The 25416-nt window shown below is 49.2% G+C and carries 20 protein-coding genes; 3 read left to right on the forward strand and 17 right to left on the reverse strand.

Features of this window, described 5'->3' with window-relative positions; all coding sequences use genetic code 11:
* Positions 1-10 precede the first annotated feature (10 nt).
* The 10 genes from ABD031_RS09610 to ABD031_RS09655 form a co-directional block, all read right to left on the reverse strand.
* Positions 11-3280: a SusC/RagA family TonB-linked outer membrane protein gene (locus ABD031_RS09610; RefSeq protein ID WP_343850771.1), complete on the reverse strand. Its 3270-nt coding sequence runs from the start codon at positions 3278-3280 to the stop codon at positions 11-13.
* A gap of 382 nt (positions 3281-3662) precedes the next feature.
* A complete protein-coding gene (locus ABD031_RS09615; RefSeq protein ID WP_343850773.1) occupies positions 3663-5552 on the reverse strand; it encodes a pectinesterase family protein in 1890 nt (629 codons plus the stop codon).
* A gap of 165 nt (positions 5553-5717) precedes the next feature.
* Positions 5718-6515: a rhamnogalacturonan acetylesterase gene (locus ABD031_RS09620; protein WP_343850775.1), complete on the reverse strand. Its 798-nt coding sequence runs from the start codon at positions 6513-6515 to the stop codon at positions 5718-5720.
* Positions 6516-6649: 134 nt separating this feature from the next.
* Positions 6650-7453, reverse strand: a complete 804-nt coding sequence (locus ABD031_RS09625; RefSeq protein WP_343850777.1) for a rhamnogalacturonan acetylesterase — start codon at positions 7451-7453, stop codon at positions 6650-6652.
* Positions 7454-7464: 11 nt separating this feature from the next.
* Positions 7465-8211 (reverse strand): rhamnogalacturonan acetylesterase, encoded by a 747-nt coding sequence (locus ABD031_RS09630; protein WP_343850779.1) that lies wholly within the window; start codon positions 8209-8211, stop codon positions 7465-7467.
* A 1-nt stretch (position 8212) separates the two neighbouring features.
* A complete protein-coding gene (locus ABD031_RS09635; RefSeq protein WP_425542731.1) occupies positions 8213-9880 on the reverse strand; it encodes a glycoside hydrolase family 28 protein in 1668 nt (555 codons plus the stop codon).
* 302 nt (positions 9881-10182) lie between these two features.
* Positions 10183-11796, reverse strand: coding sequence for a glycoside hydrolase family 43 protein (locus ABD031_RS09640; protein ID WP_343851014.1), 1614 nt, complete (start codon positions 11794-11796; stop codon positions 10183-10185).
* A gap of 33 nt (positions 11797-11829) precedes the next feature.
* Positions 11830-12813, reverse strand: coding sequence for a pectinesterase family protein (locus tag ABD031_RS09645; protein WP_343850781.1), 984 nt, complete (start codon positions 12811-12813; stop codon positions 11830-11832).
* Between the two features lie 3 nt (positions 12814-12816).
* Entirely contained in the window at positions 12817-14037 is a 1221-nt protein-coding gene (locus ABD031_RS09650) for a glycoside hydrolase family 88/105 protein (protein WP_343850783.1), read from the reverse strand.
* A 37-nt stretch (positions 14038-14074) separates the two neighbouring features.
* Positions 14075-15343 carry a DUF4861 domain-containing protein gene (locus tag ABD031_RS09655; protein ID WP_343850785.1) on the reverse strand — a complete coding sequence of 423 codons (1269 nt, stop codon included), beginning with the start codon at positions 15341-15343 and terminating at the stop codon, positions 14075-14077.
* A gap of 280 nt (positions 15344-15623) precedes the next feature.
* Between ABD031_RS09655 and kduI the strand changes: the two genes are divergently transcribed.
* From kduI to ABD031_RS09670, 3 genes are read left to right on the forward strand one after another with little or no spacing between them, the layout of a single operon-like run.
* Entirely contained in the window at positions 15624-16463 is an 840-nt protein-coding gene (gene kduI, locus ABD031_RS09660) for a 5-dehydro-4-deoxy-D-glucuronate isomerase (RefSeq protein WP_343850787.1), read from the forward strand.
* A 2-nt stretch (positions 16464-16465) separates the two neighbouring features.
* The gene (locus ABD031_RS09665) at positions 16466-17254 is read left to right on the forward strand and encodes a gluconate 5-dehydrogenase (RefSeq protein ID WP_343850789.1); all 789 of its coding nucleotides are present in this window, start codon (positions 16466-16468) and stop codon (positions 17252-17254) included.
* 44 nt (positions 17255-17298) lie between these two features.
* Positions 17299-18315, forward strand: a complete 1017-nt coding sequence (locus ABD031_RS09670) for a LacI family DNA-binding transcriptional regulator (RefSeq protein ID WP_343850791.1) — start codon at positions 17299-17301, stop codon at positions 18313-18315.
* Between the two features lie 35 nt (positions 18316-18350).
* Here the strand turns inward: ABD031_RS09670 and ABD031_RS09675 are convergent, their stop codons facing one another.
* The 7 genes from ABD031_RS09675 to radC all read right to left on the reverse strand — a co-directional run bounded on the left by ABD031_RS09675 (position 18351) and on the right by radC (position 25326).
* Complete coding sequence (locus ABD031_RS09675; protein ID WP_343850793.1) at positions 18351-19085, reverse strand: zinc-dependent peptidase; 735 nt, start codon at positions 19083-19085, stop codon at positions 18351-18353.
* A 98-nt stretch (positions 19086-19183) separates the two neighbouring features.
* Positions 19184-20749, reverse strand: coding sequence for a ribonuclease Y (rny, locus tag ABD031_RS09680; RefSeq protein ID WP_343850795.1), 1566 nt, complete (start codon positions 20747-20749; stop codon positions 19184-19186).
* A gap of 65 nt (positions 20750-20814) precedes the next feature.
* On the reverse strand, positions 20815-21099 hold the full coding sequence (locus tag ABD031_RS09685) for a cell division protein ZapA (RefSeq protein ID WP_343850797.1): 285 nt from the start codon (positions 21097-21099) through the stop codon (positions 20815-20817).
* A 2-nt stretch (positions 21100-21101) separates the two neighbouring features.
* A complete protein-coding gene (locus tag ABD031_RS09690; RefSeq protein WP_343850799.1) occupies positions 21102-21386 on the reverse strand; it encodes a hypothetical protein in 285 nt (94 codons plus the stop codon).
* Positions 21387-21388: 2 nt separating this feature from the next.
* Positions 21389-23800 (reverse strand): phenylalanine--tRNA ligase subunit beta, encoded by a 2412-nt coding sequence (gene pheT / locus ABD031_RS09695; RefSeq protein ID WP_343850801.1) that lies wholly within the window; start codon positions 23798-23800, stop codon positions 21389-21391.
* Between the two features lie 100 nt (positions 23801-23900).
* Entirely contained in the window at positions 23901-24518 is a 618-nt protein-coding gene (locus ABD031_RS09700; RefSeq protein WP_343850803.1) for a DUF1684 domain-containing protein, read from the reverse strand.
* A 112-nt stretch (positions 24519-24630) separates the two neighbouring features.
* Positions 24631-25326 (reverse strand): RadC family protein, encoded by a 696-nt coding sequence (radC, locus tag ABD031_RS09705; RefSeq protein ID WP_343850805.1) that lies wholly within the window; start codon positions 25324-25326, stop codon positions 24631-24633.
* Between the last annotated feature and the right edge of the window lie 90 nt (positions 25327-25416).

Below are 25416 nucleotides of genomic sequence, written 5' to 3' on the forward strand. Positions count from 1 at the left end.
TTGTAGTTCCTTAGAATGTGACATTTAATCCTACAGTATAAGAGCGGCTTCTTGGGAAAGAAGAGTAATCCACTCCGGGAGTCAGGGAAGCATACGAGCTGCTTCTGGAAGTACTCACCTCAGGGTCATAGCCGGAATAGTCCGTCCAGATTGCCAGGTTGTTGCCGGTACCGTAGATTCTCAGCTGCGAAAGTCCGATTTTGGAGATAAGATCCTTCGGAAAAGAATAACCAAGCGTGAGCACATTGAGTCGGATGAAAGATCCGTCCTCGACGGCCCAGTCGGAAATCACCGCACCGGCAATGCCAAAGCTGTTGTGAGACCATTGGGTTTTGCCCTCGTTCATCTCGTCCAATTGCTGCAAGTCCGTCACCACTTCACCTGGAGTGCCGGTATAGCTTCCGTCCACATCGATGTAGGTGAAGCGATTGTCAGAACTCATCGTGGTCAGCAAGTTGCCATAAGTCACCCTTCTAAACTGGTTGTATTGGATTTTACCGGTGTTGTACACGTCGTTACCAAACTGGTAATTGAAGAACACTTGTGCGTCAAATCCTTTGAATTGGGCATTTACGCCAAAGCCACCTTGATTTTTAGGAAGGGCATTGCCGATCACTTTTCGATCGTCAGCATTGATGACGCCGTCTCCGTTCAGATCTTTCAGTTTCCAGTAGCCCGGACGGATGTTGGTGTTACCGACAGATGCACCGGAATTTGGCACACCCTCCTTCAACTCATAAGTACCGGTGATTGCATTGTAGGACTGAAAGTCATCTGTGGTATAAAATCCGTCCGACACGTAGCCATAGATATCACCCAACTTGCCTCCTACTTGCAGGTAGTAGTCATTGATATTATTCAAATCCGTGCTCGCCCAGTTGGACTGGAAAAAACGGTCGTTCGTTCCGTCGAGCTCTTCGATCTTGGCAACATTGATACCGGTGTTGAAATTGATTGACACCGAGAAATCTCCTTTATCGATCAGGTAACCCGTCAAGCCCAATTCCACCCCACGGTTGGAAGTGCTACCGATATTATCCCACTGCGTGCTAAAGCCGGTGTTGGCAGGGATTGCTGACTGGAGCAATAGATCACGAGTCGTATTGTAATAGGCATCGAAGCTACCGGAGAGTTTGGCTTTCCAAAGCGTGAAGTCCAAACCGATGTTTCGGTTCACAGTCGTTTCCCACACCAGGTTAGGATTGTAAAGCACCGAGCTGCTCGGAGTGTAATACACGTTGTCCACATTGCCAAAGCCCGGGCCTCTGTTTGTAGAGCCTTGGAAAAGAAATTGGGTCGCAGAGGCATCGACTCGGTCATTGCCCGTCTCACCGATACTGGCTCGAAGTTTCAACTCGTCAATGAAACTGGAGCTTTGTAGGAAATTCTCTTCAGAGATCTTCCATCCCACAGCAACTGCCGGGAAAACACCCACACGATTTTCTTCGGAAAATTTTGAAGACGCATCGGATCTAACTGTCGCTGTGATCAGGTAGCGATTTTTAAACTGATAATTGGCTCTGCCAAACAATGAAAAACGATTGACATCGGTTTCTTCAAAGGTTTCGAAGCGATCCACACGACCAAAAGTCATGTTTGCAAAAAGCTCCTCAGGAGTGATGGAAAGACGGAAATCCTCGGAACGAACCATCTGGTAATTTCCTCCGGAAGAATACACTTCCTGGCCGACAAGGAAGTCGAGGCTATGATCTTTGCCCAATCCGTCCACGTTCCAGGTTACGCTGTTCAACCAGCGGAAATTATCCGAGTTTCTGTTTGTTTTCACTCCGACAGGCAAGCTTCCACCGTTGTTGAAGGATTCGCCAGTCAATGGGCCGTAATATCTCAATTCCTCGCGAAACGTCTGAGAAGTATTGAACGTCGACTTAAAGTCCACACCTTTTCTGATTTTCCAGGTCAGACCGACATTGAACACGTAGTCGTTGTCTGTTCTTTTTCTCCAATCCTGCTCAGCAAGCTCTACCGGGCTGACCAAACTCAGGAGGAAAGATTGGAAATCGTCTTCCGAATTCACCTGCGTGAGATCGATATCCAATTCATCCGCAATTCCGTTGGTCGGACGCGTTTGAACCGCATCTTTGATATTGATCTGCGCATTGCCCGAGGTACCCGCACCGTCCACGACAGTTTTGGTGATTCTCGCACCGGCATCAAAACTCAGTGACTTGGACAGCTGCTGGTTCAATTTGAAGTTGATCACGTTACGGGTGTAAGCTGAATTCAGCATCAAACCCTCGTCCGAGTTATTGGTCAGGGAGAGCATGATTTTCGTTTTGTCCGTTCCACCAGATACCGATAGGTTATGATATTGAGAAAACTTCGGATCTCCGAAAAGCTCTTCTTGCCAGTCAGTGGTCGGCTTTTGCTGATAGAGTTCTAAGTCGTCGTACACGCCAAAATACCGTTCGAAATTTCTTACATCCGATTCAGAGCGCAGTTTGGCATACTCATAGTTGGCCATCACATACTCATAGGAGTCCAAGACCTCGTACTTTCTGTTTTTGGGAAGGCTTTTGAACTGGAAGAAATTGTTGTAAGAAACGGTAGCACGTCCTGCTACCGGCGTTTTGGTAGTCACGACGATTACGCCGTTAGAAGCTTGCGCACCGTAGATGGCCGTGGCGGCAGCATCTTTCAATACCGAAATGCTTTCGATATCAGTTGGCGGAATATCACGGATACTGCTGACAATAAATCCATCCACTACATATAAAGGCGCATTGTCTTGGGTGATGGATCCACCACCCCGTACCCGGATCACGACTTCAGCATCAGGCGAACCGTCAGTAGTCATGACATTGACACCGGGAAGTCTACCTGTGATCGCCGCAGCAGCACTGGCTACCGGGATCTTGGCAAGTTCACGTCCCGACATGGACGCTACCGAACCTGTCAAATCCGTCCGTTTCACCGTGCCGTATCCGAAATCAACAACCTCAACTGTCTCCAGCTGAGAGATGTCCAGCTTCAGCTCGACGTCGATTTTTGTCAGTCCCGCAACAGGGATTTCCTGAGTCACCATTCCGATCATGGAATAGACCAAAGTACCATTCGCATCACTGATCGTGAGCGTATAGCCACCATCGAGGTCGGTCACAGTGCCGATCGTGGTTCCTTTGAGCAAAACGTATGCACCTGGCAATACTTCGCCCTCTTCACTGGTCACTACTCCGGTTACTTTCAGCTGCTGAGCTTCTGCCCAACCTACCGAAATTCCCATTACGAGCAGGAGCCCCAAAATGAGTTTGGTAAAATTCATTGCAAATTTTTAAGGGTTATAGTTATTAATCGATGTTCAATCTGGAATTGTCCGCATCGGACAGCGAGTTATGAGATCCGGGGGAGGATCGACGTACCTCTGGAGATAGGTTTGGTGTACAGACATTGCTTTTTGGGTTTAAAGTTTAATCATCGCCAAACCAAAAAATCAAATTGTAGTTTAGGCAATCGATTGCATTATACAAAGGATCGTTCAACTTCTCAAAAAAAATCGTCATTTTTTAAGAAAAATGAATTCTGACAGAATTTAAGGTATTTCAGATAAGGGGTAATAATCTCAAAACAGATGACAAATAGAACTTTTTAACCGCTCATCAAAAAAATATAGCACAATCGATTACACATTGACATTAAAAAAAAATTCAAAAAATGTCATTCAAAAACCCGGTAAGCAGCTCGATAGTCTTTTCAAACCAAGGATCATACAACCAAAACGGATGAGGAGTTTTCGGGAAAGTGTGAACTCGAAATGGGATATCGGCAGCCTGAAGTTTGGCCTCCAGTATTTCCCGCCCGGCATGAAATCTCGGATACTGACTGTTGATGAAAAACATCGGCACCAGTCTGGGCGAAGCAAGGTATGCTGGTGAAGCCTCGTCCCAGATTTCGGGTATTTGTTCGTAATATCCGCCGAGCCAATCCGCGGCAACTTTTCCCTCTGCTGATTCGGGATGGTGAAAGGCCAAAACCCCGTCCATGTTGACAATCGCCTGCACGTCGGAACTGGCCTTCAGCTCCGTTCTTCCCTCATGTACGGGCAAGTCCGACATGCCTACCAAAGTCGCCAGTTGGGCTCCGGCCGAACTGCCGGAAATCGCCACCCGACTGCTATCCAATCCAAACTCTGCCGCATGGGTTTTGATCCAGCGGATCGCCTCCTTCACGTCCTGCACGGCTGCGGGATAGTGCGCTTCGGGGGAAAGGCGATACTCCACCGGCACCGCGACAAATCCCAGCTCAGCCAAGCGGATCGCCAAGGACCGCTGGACGATCTTGTCGCCGGATCTCCAACCTCCGCCATGCACCAGGAGAATTCCGGGCAAAGGCTCTTTTGGGTCTTTGGGTTTGAAGACATCCAACTTCAATTCTCTCGAGCCAAGTTTCCGGTACACCTGATTTTCAAAAACTTCCAACTCCGGCCCCGCGCTCAACTGCACCGCCTTGATCTGGGGAAAATTCTTTTGATCCTTTAGAAAAGACGCTTCCAGATTGAATGAGGAGTCTTTTTCGTAGCCAAACCAGCGGTTTCCGTAGAAGTCAGCATCCCGGCCAAATCCGGAAAGAACCGCTGGCTTTTGGTATTTTTCCAGCTCTTTTGGGTCAAGCACATGTGTCCAATCTGCTCGACGTTCGGTATTTGCACCCGCACCGCGACAGTTCATCTCTGCGTAAAAAACCGTGGCTCTCGCTGACTCGCGCCCCCAATCCTGCCAACCTGCCGGAAGGATGTGCGCCCCCATTTCGGTATTGACAAAAACAGTCTTGGCGTAATCCCTCCATGGTCGACCGAGATAGACTTTGCTTACACCTTCTGCTGCGGTCAGTTTGCAATTCATGAAGACATAACCATGCTGTACCCAAGCAGGCGTGGACGCCGCGGTGATGTAAGAATCGGCCTTGGAGTGGATGGTGCAGTTTTCGAAAAAGGCAGTCGCCGAACCGAAGATAAAATCGGTCGTACCCTCGATATAGCAGTTTTTATAAAGCTGCCTAGACCCCTCGCCCGAGGCAAACATCGTGTCCTGATTTCCCAAAAAGCGGCAGTTTTCGAAGACCAATCGGTCCCCTTCGGCATGTAGTGCAACGGCCTGCCCGACCGGGCCTGCGGTGTTTTGGATAGTGAGATTTTTGAAAATCAAGTCGCTGCCCAGCACTTGCAGGGTATAGGTTTCGAAGGTGCCCATGTTGTCTTTGGCAGCAAAGTCGCCATAGGAAATGACGGTCGTCTCCGGACTTTCCCCCTCGAAGGTCACATGGGTCAGGGTGCCGTCTATCCGAACTTTCTCCTCATAAATCCCAGCCTTGATATAGACAGTAATCGGCTTGGGAAGGTAAACTCGGATGGCTTTTACAGCTTCCGAGATCGTCCGAAAATGCCCGCTTCCGTCTTGGGCGACGACCAGATCATGCTCGACTTTCCCTTTCAGTTTCTCCGCATCCAGTGCCTCGATGGGGTTTTGCTGCGCAAAAGAAAACCCCGCTGAAAATGTCAACAGAGTCAATAAGAACAAATGGAGGAAAATGGGTTTCATATATTGTTCATCAAAAAGAAATTAACACTGCGATTAAAAGGATCAGATTAATTTTTGGAACAAATCCCCCTGCCCCCTTTGAAAAAGGGGGAGTCGGCCCCACCCAGTTTCCTCATCCGATTTAGCATTTCTTCCGTCTTCGGTCTCCTGTCTTCCGTCTTTTTTTCATTCCAATTCCCTCATTCCTTCCAGCACGAGTTTCGCGACTTCTTTTGCTCCCTCGGTCACAAAGTGTGTATTGTCCGTCTTTCCGTCGGGATAGTTGGGATACTGACCGGGCTCCATGTTCATGAAGTAGTTTTGGGTGACATACTCCTCGCCTTTTTCCTCAAAAAACGCCATGGAGCGCATAGTCAGGTCGATCATTCGCACCTCCAACTCCTTCGACACTTCGACCGCTGCCGTGTAATAGTCCCCGTGGAGATTTCCCAGCTTTCCATCCTTCCAGGGTTCATTTCTTGAAACAGGCGTAATCACAATCGGAATGGCACCCTTTTCCCGAGTTTGGGTGACATAGAGGCGGATGAATTCCTTATAGGCTTCAGGCGTGACATAGCGCAAAGGCCGCTCCAGCGTGGCGTCGTTGTGCCCAAACTGGATCATCACCAGATCTCCAGGCTGTAGGTCCTGGTACACTTTGGCCCATCTTCCTTCTTCGAAAAAGGAGCGGGTGCTACGACCGCCGATGGCGCGGTTGTCCACCAGCACCGAATCGGATTTGATCAAAGCTCCCAAGGACGCGATCGTCTCCGCATCAAACAATTCCTGAAAATATTGTCCCCAACCCGATAGCGGATACATGGAGGTCAGATAGTCCTCTCGATACTTATCGTAATCCATCATCGTGGAGTCGCCGATCAGGTAGATCTTGGTAACTTTTTGGGTAAAAGCAAAAGACATCAAACCAGCCAAAAGCAGCAGCAAGGCGGCAAAAGTCAGGAGGTTTTTCAGGGTAATTTTCATCGCCATCAATTTATAGAAAGTTTGCAAGCGAGCTGGATTTTAGCTTCGACAAACTCTCCCGTCTTCGGTCTTCGGACTTCCGACCAAGTATCATCCCTAAGCACTCAAAACAGCAGGATTACCGGAAAACTTGGTCAACGTTTCAACTCAACCATCCCTTCCAGCACCAATTCGGCCACCGCTTTGGCTCCCTCAGGCTGAAAATGCGTGTTGTCTTTGCTCCCTTCGGGATAGTTGGGATAGACTCCCGGCTCGAAATTCATAAAATAATGGGCCGTGACATACGCTTCGCCCTTTTCGGTAAAGGCATCCATCGAACGCTGAGTCAGATCGATCAAGTGAACGCCGAGCTCTCCCGCAACTTCCACAGCAGCTTGATAGTACTCGCCGTGGACATTTTCGAGCTTGCCCTCTTTCCAGGGATAGTTTCGGTTGACCGGAGTGAGAACGATGGGAATGCCGCCTTTTTCGCGCGTCTGCGTCACAAAAAGCCGGATGTATTCCCTATATCCTTCGGTGGCCACATAGCGCTCCGTCTTTTCTTTCGCAGCATCATTGTGCCCAAACTGCATCAACACCAAGTCGCCAGGATGCAGATCCCGATACACGGCCGACCAGCGCCCCTCCTCAAAAAAGGTGCGCGTGCTGCGCCCTCCCCTAGCCCGATCATCCACCAGCACCGAATCGGTCGAGATCAGATGCCCAAGCGAGGCGATGGCTTTTTCGTCGAAAAGCTCCTGAAAAACCTGCCCCCAGCCCATCAGCGGGTAGCGCTTGTTCATATAGTCCTCTCCCTCGTACGTGGAGTAGTCCGCCATCGTGGAGTCGCCGATGAGGTAGATCTTGGTGACTTTTTGGGTAAAAGCAAAAGACATCAGCCCAGCCGAAAGCAGCAGCAAGGCGGCAAAGGTCAGGAGTGTAGTTCGGGTTGTATTCATATCCTCGTTACTTAGGGTTTGAGAAAAGTAACCAGCTCAGGTAGTTCGCGGCGTAGCTCCACAATGGCCAAGTCGGCGACCTTGAAGGCGCCAGTTGGACTCAGGTGCGTGTTGTCTTCGACTCCCTTTGGAAATTTGTCATAATCCCCCGGCTTGTAGTGCAGGAAAAGCTCCTTGGACTTTTCCACTCCAAGCTGCTCGATGACCTCCACGGTCTTGGTGTGGAGATCAAAAAGTGGCACATCCAACTGTGCCGCGACTTCGCGCACCACCACAGAATAGCGTCCGTGAGTGTCAGTCAAAATCCCATTTTCATCAAAGCTCCTGCGGGAAATCGGCGTAGTTAAGACCGGCTTTCCTCCCTTGGCCCGAACCTCCTCCACGAAACGAATCAGGTTATCGCGATACGTCGAGTCCGCAAAAGCATAACGGTCCTCTGAATTGATCTTTTGGTCGTTGTGCCCAAACTCGATGATGACATAATCGCCCGCCTTGAGCCGCTCCATCACCGTGTCCCAACGTCCTTCGGCCCGGAAGCTCTTGGTGCTTCGTCCGTTCATCGCATGGTTTTCAAAGCGGATTCCTTCTTTGAAATAGAGCGAAAAAACCTGCCCCCAGCCTTTTTCGGGATTGCTGCCTGCATACGGCTTGTCCGCCATGGTGGAGTCACCCACCAGGAAAACGGTGATTTCCTCTCCGGTAGTCTTCCAGAAAAGCAGCATCGCCGAAGCCATCAAACTCAGCAAAAAGACCTTCATATTACTTCAGTTTTACTTCCTTATCCAAACCTTTGCCAATCGAAACCTTAGCAGGATCGGCATAGTCTTTCTTATCCAACTGCACATTGGACGACTTGCCTAGAACCTTCACGGCGGGGTTTTCATTTTCTCCGAAAGTGAATTTCTCGACCGTCACATTCTGGCTGTTGTAGAGGGTGAGCGGCGTGTCTTCAGACATCACCTTCACATTGATGAGCTGCAATCCGTCTGCATCGATGACGGTAATTCCTTTCTTGGCCTGCAGGACGGAGTTTTCCAGCACCACATTCTCCAACTTCATCTCGGGCAAGCCCATGAAGGAAGCGGAAATCTCTGAAGCAGTCACCGTGATATTTTTCATCCAGATGTTTCTGAAGATCGGCGTTTCCTCCGTCACAGGGACTAGATTTTCCTGTCTGGCTTCGTCGTCGGCGCTTTGATCTTCTTCGATCACGGGACTGTTGCCCGTGTAGAACATGTTAAATCCAATCGCCTCGGTCGGGATGTTGATCATATCGATGTCGGAGATCCAGATGTTTTCGACGATGCCGCCGCGGCCTCGGGTGCTTTTGAAACGCAATCCGATATCGGTTCCAATGAACGTACAAGCCGACACGTGCATGTTGCGCACGCCGCTGGACATCTCGCTCCCGACCGTCACTCCACCGTGACCATGATATACGACATTGTTTTTGATCACCACATTTTCGGTGGGGATGGCGCGGTCACGCCCGTCCTTATCCTTCCCGGACTTGATGCAGATCGCATCGTCACCCACGTCAAAGGTATTATTGTATATCAAGGCGTTCTTGCAAGATTCGAGATCGAGGCCATCGCCATTTTGGGAATACCAAGGGTTTCTCACATTCAGATTGCGGATGATCACATCTTCGCTCATCAGCGGATGGATATTCCACGCCGGTGAATTTTGGAAAGTCGGGCCATCGAGCAGGATTCTTTTGCTCTTGCGGATGCTCACCATCACAGGACGGAGGAAATCCTTCATCTTCTCCAAGTCCGCACGGTCTTTGGTGTCAGGCACATTGAAGGAGGAGCTGGCTTTGTAGCCGTCGAGAAAAGACTGAGAAGGGTACCAATTCGAGCCCTCGACGATCCCGCCGGACTTAACGAGTTTCTTCCATTGCTCCTCGGTCATCTTGCCTTTCTTCACCGCTCTCCAAGCATCGCCGCTGCCGTCGATGGTGCCCTTGCCGGTGATGGCAATGTTTTCCACCTGATAGGCATTGATCGGAGACTGGCAACGAATCGTATTCAGCCCTTCAAAGCTGGTCTCGACTAGCGGATAGTCGTCTTTGTCACGGGAAAAGATGATCAGGGAACCGTCCTCCAGGTGCAGATTCACGTTGCTGAGCAGGGTGATCGGTCCAGTCAGCCAGATGCCGCGCGGCACAATCACCTGGCCACCGCCTTTTTGGTTTACTTCTTCGATGGCGGCCTTAAAAGCCGCGCTGTTTTTTGTCAATCCGTCGCCCACTGCACCGTATTCGGCGATGCTTTTGGAGAAAGCCGGAAAGCTGGTCTCCTTGACCTTGGGCATATCAAATTCGATTCCTTCGTAGACCTGCTCCAAAGTCAATTGGGCAAAAGCCGGCGCGGTCATCACTGCCAGTAGCAGCGCAAAAACCATCTTCAAATTTTGTAGTCTCATATTTTGGGTACGCTTGGTTTGTAATCTCTAGTAATATTTCAATTGCTGACTAAATCAGTTTAGTCACTTAAATGTCTTGGACAGAAGACCGAAGGCGTAAGAACGAAGTCGTATCGGCCACAACCTTCTTTATTCGGCGTTCATCATTCGATGTTCGGTATTAACTATCTACTTTCCTTCGTCTGTACTGTCAGGCTGAGCGGAGTCGAAGCCATATCACTTGAGACTACGAGACACTACCCTTCGAATTAGACTCTCCTCGCTCACGTGCTCAGGGTGACACCTCCCGACTGCCAAACCTCCTACTTCTTCCCCACCCTAAACCAATCCACATCAGCGAAGCCACTGTCGTTGGTCTGGGTCGTACGCGTGGCGAAAAGGCCGACTTTGGCACCGATCCACTTGCCCGGGACGGCAGTGAAGGTCTCTTCAATCTTGGTAAATTTCTTTCCATCCTCGGAATAGGAAAACGAGCAGATACCACCCTTTTCCACCTCCACCCGAAGCTGGATTTCATCTCCGTCCAATTTCGTGATCTGCTTTTTGGATTCTGCCTTGCCGTGCTCAGCATCCAGACAAGAGACGTAGTTGAGATAAATCCCATCCTCCCCACTCTCCAAGGCCAGATAAGCATAACTCATGCCCATCACGACCAAGCCGACTTGCTCGCCTTTTAGCTTTGGATTTGGAGTAAACTTCAACAAAGTGCTCGTGACGAATTCCTCCGCAGGAAACTTCTGAAGCAGGAGATTTGGCGCATCCCAGAGATTTTTGGCACCGTCAGGAAGCTTTGCCGTGAAGAGCCTCAGCTTTCCCTCCGCTGGATTGGCAAATGCCCAAGTCGCCTCAGGATTAGCCTGCCACTGCCATTGCAGACCGATGTCATCTCCGTCAAATTCATCCGTATCAGCTGGAGTGGCTATTTCTGTTTTCGCAGCCACTTTCGGTTTTTTGTATTTCAAAACCGGCTGACCCGTCCCATCTCCATCAGGATCCTCGCCCATGGTCGGCCAGTCGTTTTTCCAGGCCATCGGCTGCAAATGCGTAATCCGCCCATAGGCCTCCACATCCTGAAAATGCACAAACCAATCCTCGCCCTGATCGGTATCGATCCAGGCGCCCTGGTGCGGGCCGTTGATCGGCGTATCACCTTGGGCTAAAGAGATATGCTCCTCGTAAGGGCCAAAAGGGCTTTTCGAACGTAAGATCAGCTGCCAGCCAGTAGCAACTCCGCCCGCTGGCGCAAAGATGTAATAGTAGCCATTGCGCTTGTAAAATTTCGTCCCCTCCACTGTCGGATGGGCATCGTGACCATCGAAAACCATCTTTCCGGCACCAGTCGTCTTAGTGCCTTCCCAGTTCATCGGCTTCACCACAAGCACGCTTTTGATCCCGGCGCGACTGCCTGCAAAGGCATGGGAGAGATAGGCTTTGCCATCTTCATCCCAAAGCGGACAGGGATCAATCAGGCCCTTTCCGGCCTCCACGAGCACGGGTTCGTCCCAGTCGCCAAGCGGATTTTTGGTCTTCACCATGTAAATCCCAAAATCCGGATCACCCCAATAGATGTAGTAATGTCCCTCGTGAAAGCGGATAGATGGAGCCCAAACGCCGTTTCCATGCTGGGGCTTGGAGAAATGATCCACTGGAACCTGCCTCGGCAGCGCATAGTTTACCAGCGTCCAGTTGACGAGATCCCTCGAATGCAAGATTGGAAGACCCGGCACCGCATTGAAGCTGGAAGCCGTCATGTAATAATCAGCGCCGACTCTGACCACATCCGGATCGGAGTAGTCCGCATGCAAAATCGGATTGATATAGGTGCCGTCGCCTTGGTCGGCTACCCAGACTTGGGAGACGGTTTGGTTTTGCTGCGCAAAAGTTTGAGGCGAAAAAGCCGCCGCCAAACCAATCAATGCTGCGTATCGGATGGTAATGAACTTCACTTTTTACTTTTTGTATTTTTCGATAGTAGCCAGAGGATCCCACTGATCCGCACCGGCCAAAACATTTTGAATAGTGTATTTTCCTGCTTCCTCGGAGGATAGCTGATGCGACCAAGCTACCCGAGTGGCCGGAGAAGAGCCCGGTCCTTTGGACCCAAACTCGGCATAGAAGGCTGTTTTTTCTGCGTTCGGCTTGCTCCAGTTGTGCCAGCCTTCGGGCTTGATGTGCTTGCCCATCTCAGTTCGGATGAAGACAGTCTGTGCAAAATCCCGCCAAGGCCGACCGAGGTACACGGAGGCTTCGGGTGCATCGCTAGTTAGCTTGCAGTCCAAAAAGACGAAGCCGAAAGGAGTGCCTTCGTTGGTGGACGCGGCGGTCACGTAGCCGCTGGGAGCTTTGGAGAAGATCTCGCAGTTTTCGAAGACAGCCGTCGACCAACCGAAGATGAAGTCCACCGTACCCTCGATGTAGCAGTCTTTATAGTATTGTCGACTTCGGTCTCCCTGGGGGTAAAGTGTATCCTGAAAGCCCAGGAATCGGCAGTTTTCGAAGATGACTTTGTCGCCCGTCACGCGAACGGTAACTGCCTGCCCAACTGGACCGGCGGAGTTTTCGAAGGTGATATTTTTTGCAAAAAAACCATCTCCGAAGACGAAGAAGCTGCTGGAGCCGGTGGTACCCATCTCCTCGCCAAATTTGTTTTTCTTTTGGGCAAAGTCATCGAAAGTCACAACAGTGGTCTTCGGATCTTCCCCGATCAGCACGACGTTGGTCTTGGAATTGGCCAAGACCAATTTCTCCTTGTAGACTCCAGGCTTGAGATGGATGCGGGTTTCGTTTTTTCGAAAGTCCGGCACCGCGTCAAAGGCTTCCTGAATGGTCACGAAATCTCCCGAACCATCAGCGGCCACCGTAAAATCAAAATCCTGACTTTGCGCCAGCATAGAAAGCAGGCACAAAGTCAGTACAAACGCAAATCGTTTCATGGTTTACTTGTTGATTGCCTCGTATTGAAGGGAAGCAAGGATGAAGGGGCCGACGCCCTTGGGGTCATTTTCGCGGATCACCTCTCCGACATAATACTCATAGCTGCCGTCGCGATACGGAGTGCCGCCCAAGCCCGCTACCCCACAGACTTTCGTGATGGTGATGCTTCCGTCAGCGTTCTCCACGATAAATTCCTTGAGCATGCCTTCGTAGGCCTTTTTTCCATTTTGCAAGTCCTCCTGATCCAAATAACCTTTGGCGGATCCTTTCAGGAGGAAGTAGGCAAACATTGATGAAGCCGAAGCTTCCAGGTAATTGCCCTCTCGCGTTCCTTGGTCGACGACTTGGTACCACACGCCCTCAGGAGTCTGATAGCGGGCGATTCCTTTGGCCAGTTTTTGGGCGATTGCGATGATTTCGCCCCGCTTTGGATGATCTGCCGGAAGGAAATCCAGCACGTCTACCAGCGCCATCGCGTACCAACCTATGCTTCTGCCCCAATAATTGGTTGAAAGTCCAGTGACTGGATCGGCCCATTTTTGGGATTTGCTTTCATCATAGGCATGGTGATAAAGGCCTGTTTCCTCGCTATAGCCATACTTGTCCATGGTCAGGATTTGGTTGGCCACGTCGTCAAAGAGTGCAGGCTCGTCGAAAGCGGCTCCGTATTGCGCCAAAAACGGCGAACCCATGTAGAGGCCATCGAGCCACATCTGATGCGGATAGACCTTTTTGTGCCAAAATCCACCCTCTGAATTACGCGGATGCTCGCGCATCTGGTCACGAAGCATGTCCACGGCCAACTTATATTTTTCCTCGCCCGTCTCTTGGTAAAGATTAATCAGGAACTTCCCTCCATTCACCCGGTCGATGTTGTAGTCGGTCTTTTTATAGGTCAGGATATTTCCCGCCGAGTCGACCATGAAGTCCGCAAACTTCTTGGTATAGTCGAAGAAACGGGGCTCGCCATATTGCTTGCTCACTGCCTGCATGGAGCTCATGATAAGCCCGTGGGTGTATTCCCATTTCGGCTTTGGGTTGAAATCAATCGTCCAACCCTCTGGATTGCGGACGATCTCAGAGTCGGCCATCCAGATGGAGTAGGGCTTGGTTTCGACAGCGGCTTCGGCGGATTCCGACTGCTCGGTGGACTTGCCGGCACATCCTGCCAGGCATACGCCTAGCGCTACGGCGGCTAAACTGGGTTTAAGGAGCTTCAACATGGGTTTTACTGTTGGGTATATTGTTTTGTGAGATTTTCTATTTGATGGTGACTTTCAATGGATTGGAAAGTTCAAGTATCGCCTGGTCGAGAGATTTTACAAATTCCTCCTTGGTGGTGATCCCTCCCGGCTCCAGTTCCCAGGCTGCGAGGAAATAGTAGCTTAGTTTCTTGGATCCGCCGTCAAACACGAGCACATGGGAAAGTTCGTCCTCCGTGACTTCTCGAAGTTGGGCTGTGGGATAGATGACCGCGATTCCGAGATTGTCATCGTTGAGACTTTGCTTGCCATAAGTAGCGAGGTAGGCGAAAGCCTGGTCTTTGCCGCTTTGGATCAATTCCGCTTTGGGATCTTTGATCAGGCCGGTGGCAAAATTGTCGATCGCATTGCTCGATACCAGATCCATTCGTGACATGCGAGTACCGCAATGGATAGAGATCGACGACAGGATGTCGGTCTTACCGGAGGGCAAATCCCAACCGGAATATTTGGTGAAAACAGAGGAATAAACCGGCCCATTGGAAGTGATCTCCGCAAAGAGGTGATCGGTAACATCCACACGCCGAGCGGCGCCATTCTCCCAAGTTGCGATACTTCCCAGCCCGAGGGTTTTGCCCACTTTCAGCACGTCCATGCCCCAATCCGCGGGCTCATGATAGGAATCGAATCCATCCTGCCCAACATCCTGAAGCACCAGGGTATGCACTTTTTTGCCAAAAACGTCGATGCCATTTCTCCAATCCAAGTAGAAACGATAGCCCACCAAGTCGGACTCCCAGCCGGGCCCTTCGTATCGGATAAACCAGGAATGGTCGGTATGCTCTGCCGGAACGTGCAAAGAATCCACGTTGATAAAACGACCACCAATATATTCCCGGTCTTCGAAGTGACCATCAACTTTATGAGAAATTTCGGCTTGGGTAAGCTTTGGGTATTCTGCTTTGTCTCCATCCGCGGGTTTTAGCTCCAATGCAATTTCTTCACCCGCACCGATCTCCGGAAGAACAAACACCAGGCCTTGATCCGGCCCTTTGGCATTCCATTGAGAAGGAATCTCCTTTTCTCCATCCATCACCATCAGCTTTGCAAGTTGGTCTGCCGCAATATGAGCTGCCAACTCCGCCGGTGAAAGATGTACCAAAACTTGTGAACGAGACTGGGCAAGGGTATTTTCGAGGGTAATTTGAAGCTGTTCTGGATTTTTTGTCTCCTTGGCAGGCGCACAGGCAAAAGGCAGCGCAACAATCAGCGAACAAGCGCTAAAGGCTCTGATAAGGGCTGGGGAAATCTTGGGCAAAAATCTCATTAAATTGCTGTATTTTAAGAAGTTAAATCCATCAACAAATTGCCTCCGATTGATCATTGACTCCAAAAATCAAAGCGTTTGAGCAATCGATTGCATATTAAATATTATTGATCAATAAAAAAACACTAGAGAGGCAATACTTTCTAAAATCTCCTAAAACTATTGAATTCGGGCTTTTATACAATATAAAAATGAGTTGGTGATAGAAAATGAAAAGATCCTAGTGGATGCATTTTCCAATAAAATACTATATTGCGCAAACGATTACATCGAACTTGAAATGAAAAACCCTGTTTCTACACGTTATTCCTCCCATCCTGGAGATTTTAAAAAATATTCCACCAGCGAAATCCGAGAGAAATTTCTGATCGAGGATATTTTCCAACCCAATCAACTGACCGGGGTGTACTCGATGGAAGACCGCCTGATCGTAGGAGGAATCCATCCGGTAGACCAGCCAGTCGTCTTACGCGCTATCGAACAGAATAAAGCAGAGTTCTTCCTCGAGCGCAGGGAGATTGGAATCGTCAACGTGGGTGCCCCCACACAGATCACCGCTGACGGAGTTCAATACGAACTGGGGCACAAAGAAGCATTATATATAGGAAAGGGTGTCCAGGATGTAGTCTTTCACCCTAGCCAAACGGGGCCCACTTATTTGTATTTCAATTCTGCTCCGGCACACCAAGCCTATCCCACCAAAAAAATCTCCACCCGTGAAGCGGAAGTGGTTACGCTGGGAAGTCTGGAAAACTCCAACCACCGGACCATCTATAAGCTTTTGGTCAACTCGGTACTGGAAACCTGCCAGCTGCAGATGGGAATGACCGAGCTCAAACCGGGATCGGTCTGGAACACCATGCCTAGCCACACGCATGACCGCAGGATGGAAGCCTATTTCTATTTTGACCTCAACGAACAAAACGCCGTCGCCCACTTCATGGGACAGCCGGATGAAACCCGAGTGGTCTGGATGAAAAACCATCAGGCAGTCATCTCCCCTCCTTGGTCAATTCATAGCGGATCGGGGACTTCCAACTATACGTTCATCTGGGGAATGGCGGGAGAAAACCTGGATTATAGTGATATGGATGCAGTCAAAGTCACCGAACTACGCTAATGATGAAACCTAATTTTGACTTAAACGGCAAGGTCGCCTTGGTGACCGGCGCTACCCATGGACTGGGAATGGCTATGGCCAAGGCACTGGCAAGCCAAGGAGCAACATTGGTGGTCGTTGGCCACACCCCTTCCAAGATGGAGGCTGCCCTGGCTGAGTATACCAAAGCCGGAATCGACGCGCATCCATACTTGTTCAATGTTACCGATGTAGTCACCGTGAACACAGCCATCGGCCAAATCGAGCAGGAACTTGGCCCCATAGACATCCTGGTCAACAACGCCGGAATGATCCAGCGGACTCCGGCCATCGAGATGGATCCTGCGGACTTCCGCAAAGTACTCGACGTGGACCTGGTCTCACCTTTTATCATGTCACAGCGGGTTGCACAATCCATGATAAATCGCAAAACTGGCGGTAAAATCATCAACATCTGCTCTATGATGAGTGAGCTGGGACGAAATACCGTCAGCGCCTATGCCGCCGCCAAGGGCGGGCTGAAAATGCTGACCCGAAATCTTGCCACCGAATGGGCGAAGTACAATATTCAGGTCAATGGAATCGGCCCGGGATACTTTGCTACAGAGCAGACGGCTCCAATCAGGGTAGATGGACATCCATTCAATGAGTTTATAATCAATCGAACTCCTGCTGCCCGATGGGGAAATCCCGAGGATCTCGGAGGCGCCGTAGTATTTCTTGCCAGTGCTGCCAGCGACTTTGTCAACGGCCAAATCCTCTATGTGGACGGGGGAATCCTCGCCACCATCGGAAAACCCGCCGGGGAATAAGCCAACACGTTCTTTGCACCAACAATAGACCCACCCCATCTGAAATGAAAAGCAACAAAGCCACCATCCATGACATCGCAGCAAAGCTAAACATCACGGCAAGCACGGTCTCAAGGGCTTTGAACGACAATCCGAGAATCTCGGACGAGACGAAAAAAAAGGTGCTGAAAGTTGCCAAGCAGATCAATTACCAACCCAATCACATTGCCTCCGCTTTGCGAAGTGGCAAGAGCAGACTGATCGGAGTAATCGTCCCCACGGCCAACAGAAACTTCTTTTCCTCAGTCATCAGGGGCATCGAGGATCATGCAAACATCCTCAACTACAAGATTATTATTTCTCAATCCTATGACGAGTATGCGAAGGAAGTGCTCAACACCGAGGCATTGATCAATGCACGAGTGGATGGAATTATCGCCTCCCTTGGCAAGATGACAGAGAATTTTGATCACTTTCACAAAGTCCTCGACAAAGGTATCCCTTTGGTACTATTTGACCGGACGGCCGATGTGCTGGACGTGAGTCACGTAATTTTGGATGACCATTTAGGCGCCTATCAAGCGGTGGATCATTTGATCAAAAACGGCTGTAGAAGGATTGTCCACTTCACCAGCGCACAACGGATCAACATCTACAGAGAAAGAAAACGAGGCTACGAAGATGCGCTCAAAGCAAATGGGTTGGAAGTCGATCCTGCTTTGATCCTATATAGTAATATGCAACTGGAGGATGGCAGAAGACTGACCGAAGAAACACTCCAAAACAAAGTCCATTTCGACGGAATCTTCTCATCTTCTGACTATGCCGCAATGGGTGCTTTGCAAGTCCTCAAAGAGAACGGCATCGCTGTACCAGGTCAGGTGAAACTTGTCGGATTCGGCAACGAGCCCTTCACTTCCTTTTCCGACCCTACCATCACCACCGTAGATCAACGCAGTATATCCATGGGAAAGATCACTGCGGAGATGTTTTTTGAAATACTCAACAACAAGGGCGCAGAACTAATCTCCAAAAAAACCATCATTAAGCCGGAGCTGATCATCCGGGATTCTTCGAAGTAAGCGAATGCATCCTCTGCTTATTCGAAAATCGACCGTCAACCTCTGAGCACTCTATGAACGAGCCAAACCCTGGGATCCTGTCTCATCAGCTTGAAAGCGATCAGATACAGTTCCTCATGATGGAGAAAAAACTCATGAGGCCTCTCGAAGAAATTTTCCAACATCACCGCAAAGAACTCGTGTTCATCCGCCGCAGCTCTGCTCCGGAAAAATGAATTTTCAGCGGCGGATAGTTTAGCCATTTCCCCAGCGCGAACTTCACAATATAATCGCCAAGACTCGGGATCGAATCCCCTTTCACCACTTTCCAAGATGAAATGGACCAACTTCAGCGCATGTGCCATTTCGTGGATTCCCAAGTTGATCCCATCGTCTTCCCTTGTCAAGCCGCAGACGAAGCTTTTCCAAGAAAGCACGATCAAGCCATGCCTCGGATTGACTTCGCCGCGATGGTAGGTCTGATTGATCGTGCTATAGTAGTCATCGGGGTAGATCAAAAAGGTATGGAAATAGCTGAGTCGAAAATTCTTCCACCCAAAAGTGACCATCACCAGCGTCGCGCCAATGAGTAATTTCATTTCGTCGGTCACCTGTCTGAGCTCTCCCCTGCCGACAAATTTCTTCAGGGTCAAAACCTGCTCAAGTTTATGCACAAATTCGCGTTTGTGCGGAGCCGGCAATCTCCTGAAATAGGGAAAGTAGGTTTCCAAAAATACCCGCTCAGCCGAGCTGATTTTCTTTCTGTCAAAAATCAGGTAAAGGCTTTCCAAAAAGCCTGAAAATAGTCCGCGATAGATCAAGTGGGAGTGAAAACAAAATGGCAACCACCTAAAGTAGTTGCCATTTCTATCCTAGACAAATATCGATATTATCTCGCGTAGCTTACCGAGCGCATTTCGCGAATCACTGTTACTTTGATCTGTCCCGGATATTGCATTTCTTTTTCAATTTTCTGAGAAATATCGAAAGAAAGTTGTCCCGCTCTTTGATCGTCGACATTGTCCGCGTCCACCAAGATTCGTAGCTCACGGCCCGCCTGCATTGCAAAGCATTTGTTAACACCGTCAAATCCAAGCGCCAACTCTTCCAGCTCCTTCAATCGCTTGACGTAGCTGTCCATGATCTCGCGACGGGCACCTGGCCTAGAGCCAGAGATCGCATCCGAAGCCTGGACAATCGGAGAAATCATTGAAGTCATCTCGATCTCATCGTGGTGGGCACCGATGGCATTGCAGATTTCAGGATTTTCTTTGTATCGCTTCGCGAGCTCCATACCGAGGATCGCATGGGGCAATTCCTGTTCCTCAGGCCATACTTTCCCGATGTCGTGAAGCAAACCTGCACGCTTGGCAAGCTTGGCATTCAAGCCCATTTCAGCAGCCATCGTAGCCGCAAGCTTGGCGACTTCTCTGGAGTGCTGGAGGAGATTTTGTCCATAAGAAGATCGGAATCTCATACGACCGACCATCCGGATCAACTCGGGATGAAGCCCATGGATTCCCAGGTCGATACAGGTTCTTTCGCCGATCTCGACGATTTCCTCTTCGATGTTTTTTTCTGTTTTGGCTACTACTTCCTCAATTCGGGCAGGGTGGATACGTCCATCCTGCACCAATCTGTGAAGCGAAAGTCTGGCAATCTCTCTTCTCACCGGATCAAATCCGGAAATGATGATCGCTTCAGGCGTGTCATCCACGACAATTTCCACACCGGTCGCCGCTTCGAGGGCGCGGATATTCCGACCTTCACGACCGATGATCTTACCTTTGATGTCGTCGCTTTCGATGTTGAATACCGACACGCAGTTTTCCACCGCATGCTCGGTAGCAGTACGCTGGATGGTATCCAAGACGATCTTTTTAGCCTGCTTTGTAGCGGTAAGTTTTGCCTCGTCTAAGATGTCTTTGATCTGGGAAGATGCTTTGGTTTGCGCCTCTTCGGTTAACATAGTCACGATTTGATCTCTCGCTTCTTCGCGGGTCAATCCGGCTACTTTCTCCAGATCGGCAATTCGCTGATTGGTCACTCTTTCCAGTTCTTCTTTCTTGACCTGAACTGAATGCAGTTGAGCGTTCAAATTCTCCTTTTTGCTGTCCAGCTCGGCTTCTTTGCGCTTCACTGCTTCCTGCTCCTTGGCTACTTGTTGCTGCAGTTGCTTGACCTTGTTTTCGTTGGTGATGATGATGTTCTTCTTGTTGCTAGTTTCCTCATCAAACTCCGACTTCAACTTCAAAAACTTCTCTTTGGCCTCAAGCATTCGGTCTTTCTTAATCGACTCGGCGTTGAGTTCTGCTTCCCTCAGCATGGAACTAACCTTTAGTTTGGTCTCTTCTTCCAGCTTTGCATTTTTATTTTTGATGAAAAATCCCGCCAAAGCGGCACCCCCACCGAGCCCAGCCAGGGCTGCAAGGATGATAAATAGTACGTCTGACATAGGTGTTTATATAGTTAAACTCCCTTCCAGCTCCAAAAATCCCAGAAATAAGTGGACATCAATAATCAAACTGCCTTGGTCAACAAGGCTGAAATATGGGAAATGCTCTTGCGGATATGTTCGCTGTCTTCAGCATTGACCTCGTTGGTTTCCAAGGACTCCACCATGCAGTCAAAGGCGACCATGGCGAGCAAATCCTGAACGTCATCCAGACCAAACTCGGCTTTGTATTTCCTCAATTTTTCATTAATCAGTTTCCCCGCATGTCTGATTTTGCCCTCGTCTTCAGGCTTGACACGCATAGGGTATTCCCTTTCTCCGATTTTCACTCTGATGGCCAGCGTCTCCATTTCTATTCGGAAAGGTATGTGATCAAATGATCGATTTCTTGTATATAATTATTGATTAAGTCACTCATTTCGGTGGCATCCTCTGGATTCACCGGTCGGTTGTCCACAATGTTACTAATTTTAATCTTATTTTTAAAATGATGGATTTCCTGCTCTCTTTCCTGGATTTCCAGCTCAAGAAGTGCCAATCGAGCTTTTAACTGCTCATTATCAGCACTAATAGACTCCATTTTTTTACCGGCTTGTACGGCCAGCTTCTCCAGTTTTTGCAGTTCCTCGTGAATCATTTTTAGCTTCTAATGATGGCACCTACCTGATCCTGGAAGGCCCGAATCAATTTACTCATAGTTTTCTCAATTTCCCTATCGGTCAGGGTATTTTCCTGATCCTGTAGGTGGAAGCTCAAGGCATAAGCTTTCTTGCCAGCTTCGATCTTTTCGCCCTGATACACATCGAACACACCGATCTTCTGAACGAGCTTTCCACCAGCCTTTTGCGCTACCGCTTTGACCTGATCATAGGTTACTGCCTTGTCAATCACCAAGGAGAGATCTCTGCGAACTTCCGGAAACTTGGAAATTTCAGCATATTTCTTCAAGCTCGAAGTTTTCTTGAACAACAGATCCCAATCCAACTCTGCAAACCAAACCTCTTGGCGAACTTCGGCGAGCTTCAGAATCTTCTCGTCAACCAAACCAATGGAGCCCAGCACTTTCTCTCCCAACTTCAACACCAATGCATAAGCGAAAGGCGCTGACTCTAGAATAGAAACCTGGCTCGGCTCAATATTGAGTCGCTCCAGGATGCGTTCGACAGTCGCATAGATATCAGAAAAACCAAACGGCTTCTCCTTCTCAATCCAGCTCTCAGAAGAACGATTTCCAGAATGGAAAATTGCCAGTCGGCGACCTTCTTTGTAGCCTTCCTCGGCCTTTTGATAGATTGTCCCAAACTCGAAACACTTGAGATCGGTCTGGCGCCGGTTGATATTGTGAGCCAAAACTTCCAATCCGCTGAAGAGCAAGGTCTGCCGCATCACGCCCAAATCCTCGCTCAGCTTGTTGTAGATTTCCACATTCAGGGCAGAATCCAAATAGCCTGATTTCTCCGCGTAGACCGGCTTGGTCAAGCTATTCGTGATCAATTCAAAGTAGCCTTGACCTGCCAACATTTCCGTCACCCGGTACTGCAACTTGTTTTGATCTTTGACAGGATGCTCTGCGAGAAAGTCCGTTCGGAGGTTTTCCGACAGCTCGACCTGATGAAATCCGTGAATTCTTAAAACCTCCTCGATGATGTCCGATTCGCGAGTCACATCGACGCGATACGGCTTTGCAATCGCAGTGAATCCTTCCGGCGTTTCATTGATCACTTTGATCTCCAAACTTTCCAAAATAGTCTTCACCTCCGTGGGATCGATTACTTTTCCGATCAATCGGTTGATATGCCCGTAGCTCACTTGGATCTCAAAATCCTGAACCGGCACCGGATAGAGATCGATGATCTCCGAACTCACTTTTGCGCCAGCAATCTCCTGAAGCAGAGCGACCGCTTTTTTCAAAGCATAGACTGGCATATTGGGATCGGTTCCCCGCTCGAAGCGGAACGAAGCGTCTGTTTTCAGACCATGAACCTGCGATCCTTTTCGGATCACATCTGGGGAGAAATACGCCGACTCCAAGAAGATGGAAGTCGTCTCATCGCTCACTCCTGAATGATTTCCTCCGAAAACCCCCGCGATACACATCCCGCCTTTTGAGTCATTGATCATCAACTCCTCGCCGGAGAGCTTTCTTTCCTTTCCGTCCAAAGTGACAAAAGGAGTTCCTTTTGGCAGCTTGCCGACGATGATTTTACCTTCGAAAATCTTGTCCGCATCAAAGGCATGAAGCGGTTGACCTAGATCATGAAGGATAAAATTGGTGATATCGACCACATTGTTGATCGGCTCGAGATCCAGCGAGCGGAGAAAATTTTGAAGCCACTGCGGAGACGGAGCAACTTTGAGATCAGTCAACACAACTCCCGCATATCTTGGGCAGTCCGCCACATCCTGAACTTCTACTGAGATGGCCGGACCTGGCTGCTCTACCGCCAAAGGAGATTCTTCAGGCAACGTGATCTTTTTACCCAAAAGTGCCTGGAGATCCCGCGCCACACCCAAGTGGGAGGCTGCGTCAGCCCTGTTTGGAGTCAAACCAATCTCAAGAATGGCATCGGTTTCTACTTCAAAATATTCCGATGCAGGAGTTCCGTTTGGCAGATCGACTGTCAAGACCATGATCCCTGCATGGGACGAGCCCAATCCTATTTCATCCTCGGCACAGATCATCCCTTCGGAGACTTGTCCACGGATCTTGGCTTTTTTGATCTCGAAAGGCTCACCTTCTGATGGATACAGCTTGGCTCCCACTGTGGCGACCACGACTTTTTGGCCTTTTGCGACATTCGGAGCACCGCAAACAATCTGTACGATAGCAGATCCGGTATCCACGGTTGTCAAACTCAACTTATCGGCATCAGGATGTTTTTCACAAGAAAGAACCTCCCCGATTACCACCCCGTCGAGACCACCTGGAACAGAAACAAAATCATCGATACCTTCAACTTCCAATCCAGAGCGGGTCAGCAAGGCACCGATCTCCTCTGGACTTTCTACTAATTCTATATATTGCTTAAGTCGATTAATCGAGATTTTCATAAACTTTTCTTTTCGGGATCATCCGATGGTTAACAAAAAAGGTGCACAGGCACCCTTCGAAAATAATGTGCAAATTTAGAAGAATTGAAGGAGGGGTGGCCTATTTGGAATAATTTTTCTCTCCAGCCAGGATGGCAATGTCCATCAAGTTTTCTTTAGGAGGAATCGGACAGGCATAGTCGGGATTGTAGGCGCAGTATGGGTTGTAAGCTAGGTTAAAGTCGATCGTAATACTGTTTTTTCCATCCTGACGAACATTGATGTAGCGGCCGCCGCCATAGGTTTCCCGTGCGCTGGTCTCGTCGGCAAAAGCCAAGAAAAAATTACGCATGTCTGTCTCCTCTTTGGATTGCAGCAGGAGCAACTTGTTCGTTTTTCCTCCCAACTCAAATTCCGCATAGGAATGTTCAATGTACCGCTGCACCGAACCATCTGTCAGTGGCACTTCTCTCACTTTTTTGTCTTCGATGGGAATCAATCTAGCTTTAACTTTATAGGTCGGGTCGATTTCGTAAAAATCCAGGGTTTTAAAATTCCGCTTCTGCTCCTCGGTCAATGGTGATTCGATGTTGTATCGGATGTACTTGAACTGGCGATCACGCTCTTTTTCTATTTTATCGAGATAGGCTTCTGGACTTTCGGCAGCTGTAAACATGTATCCCACAGCGGCCAACACCACAACCCCGATGGCGACTAAAATTACCTGACTTGCTTTCATGCGACAATAATTTGTTTTATAACGGCTACAACTGACTGACGTCAGGCAGCTGGAATACCCTTGTTCATCACTCCCATGAATGGAAACCTTCTTTCATGGGCATTTCATGAATTTAGAGTATGCCTTCATCGGCGAAGCTAAAGTAGCCACGATCCGCAAAAATCACATGATCTAGGATTGGCAAATCCAGTTCGCGCCCGATTTTGACCAATCTAGCCGTCAATTTCTTGTCCTGCTCAGACGGGCCGGTGTTGCCACTTGGATGATTGTGGACGAGGATCACCGACTGCGCCATATTCTCCAAAGCAATCTTAAAAACGATCTTGGCGTCGACGACTGTACCCGCGGTACCGCCCAGGCTGAGGAGTTGCTTTTTGATGACATAATTGGATCGGGATAATAGAATCAAGTAAAAATGCTCCACGATCTCGTCATAGAGGTCCGGCCTCATGATGTCATAAATATCCTTGGAACAGGTGATTTTGCTTCGGGTCTGAGGCTCTTGCTCTTTTCTACGACGCCCAAGCTCCATTGCAGCCACAATGGAAATGGCCTTTGCCTCGCCGATGCCCTTGAATTTCATCAGATCCCTCACAGACATTCTAGCCAATACGGCCAAATCATGACTGGCATCCCGCAAGATCATCCTCGACAGATCAACGGCGCTGACCGTCGGCGTACCCGAGCCAATCAAAATTGCGATCAACTCAGCGTCGGAAAGCGAAGATTTACCTTTGAGTAACAATTTCTCCCGAGGACGGTCTTCCTCCGCCAGCTCGGATATCTTGATCGAATTAGTCTGACTCATAAGCAGTTCTTAAAAAAGTGTAACTAAAACTACTTAGAAATGAGTAATAAAAAAACCCTGCTTTTGGGCAGGGTTCTTAGATAGAAAGTC

Source organism: Algoriphagus jejuensis (genome assembly GCF_039523455.1).
Classification (GTDB): Bacteria; Bacteroidota; Bacteroidia; order Cytophagales; family Cyclobacteriaceae; genus Algoriphagus; species Algoriphagus jejuensis.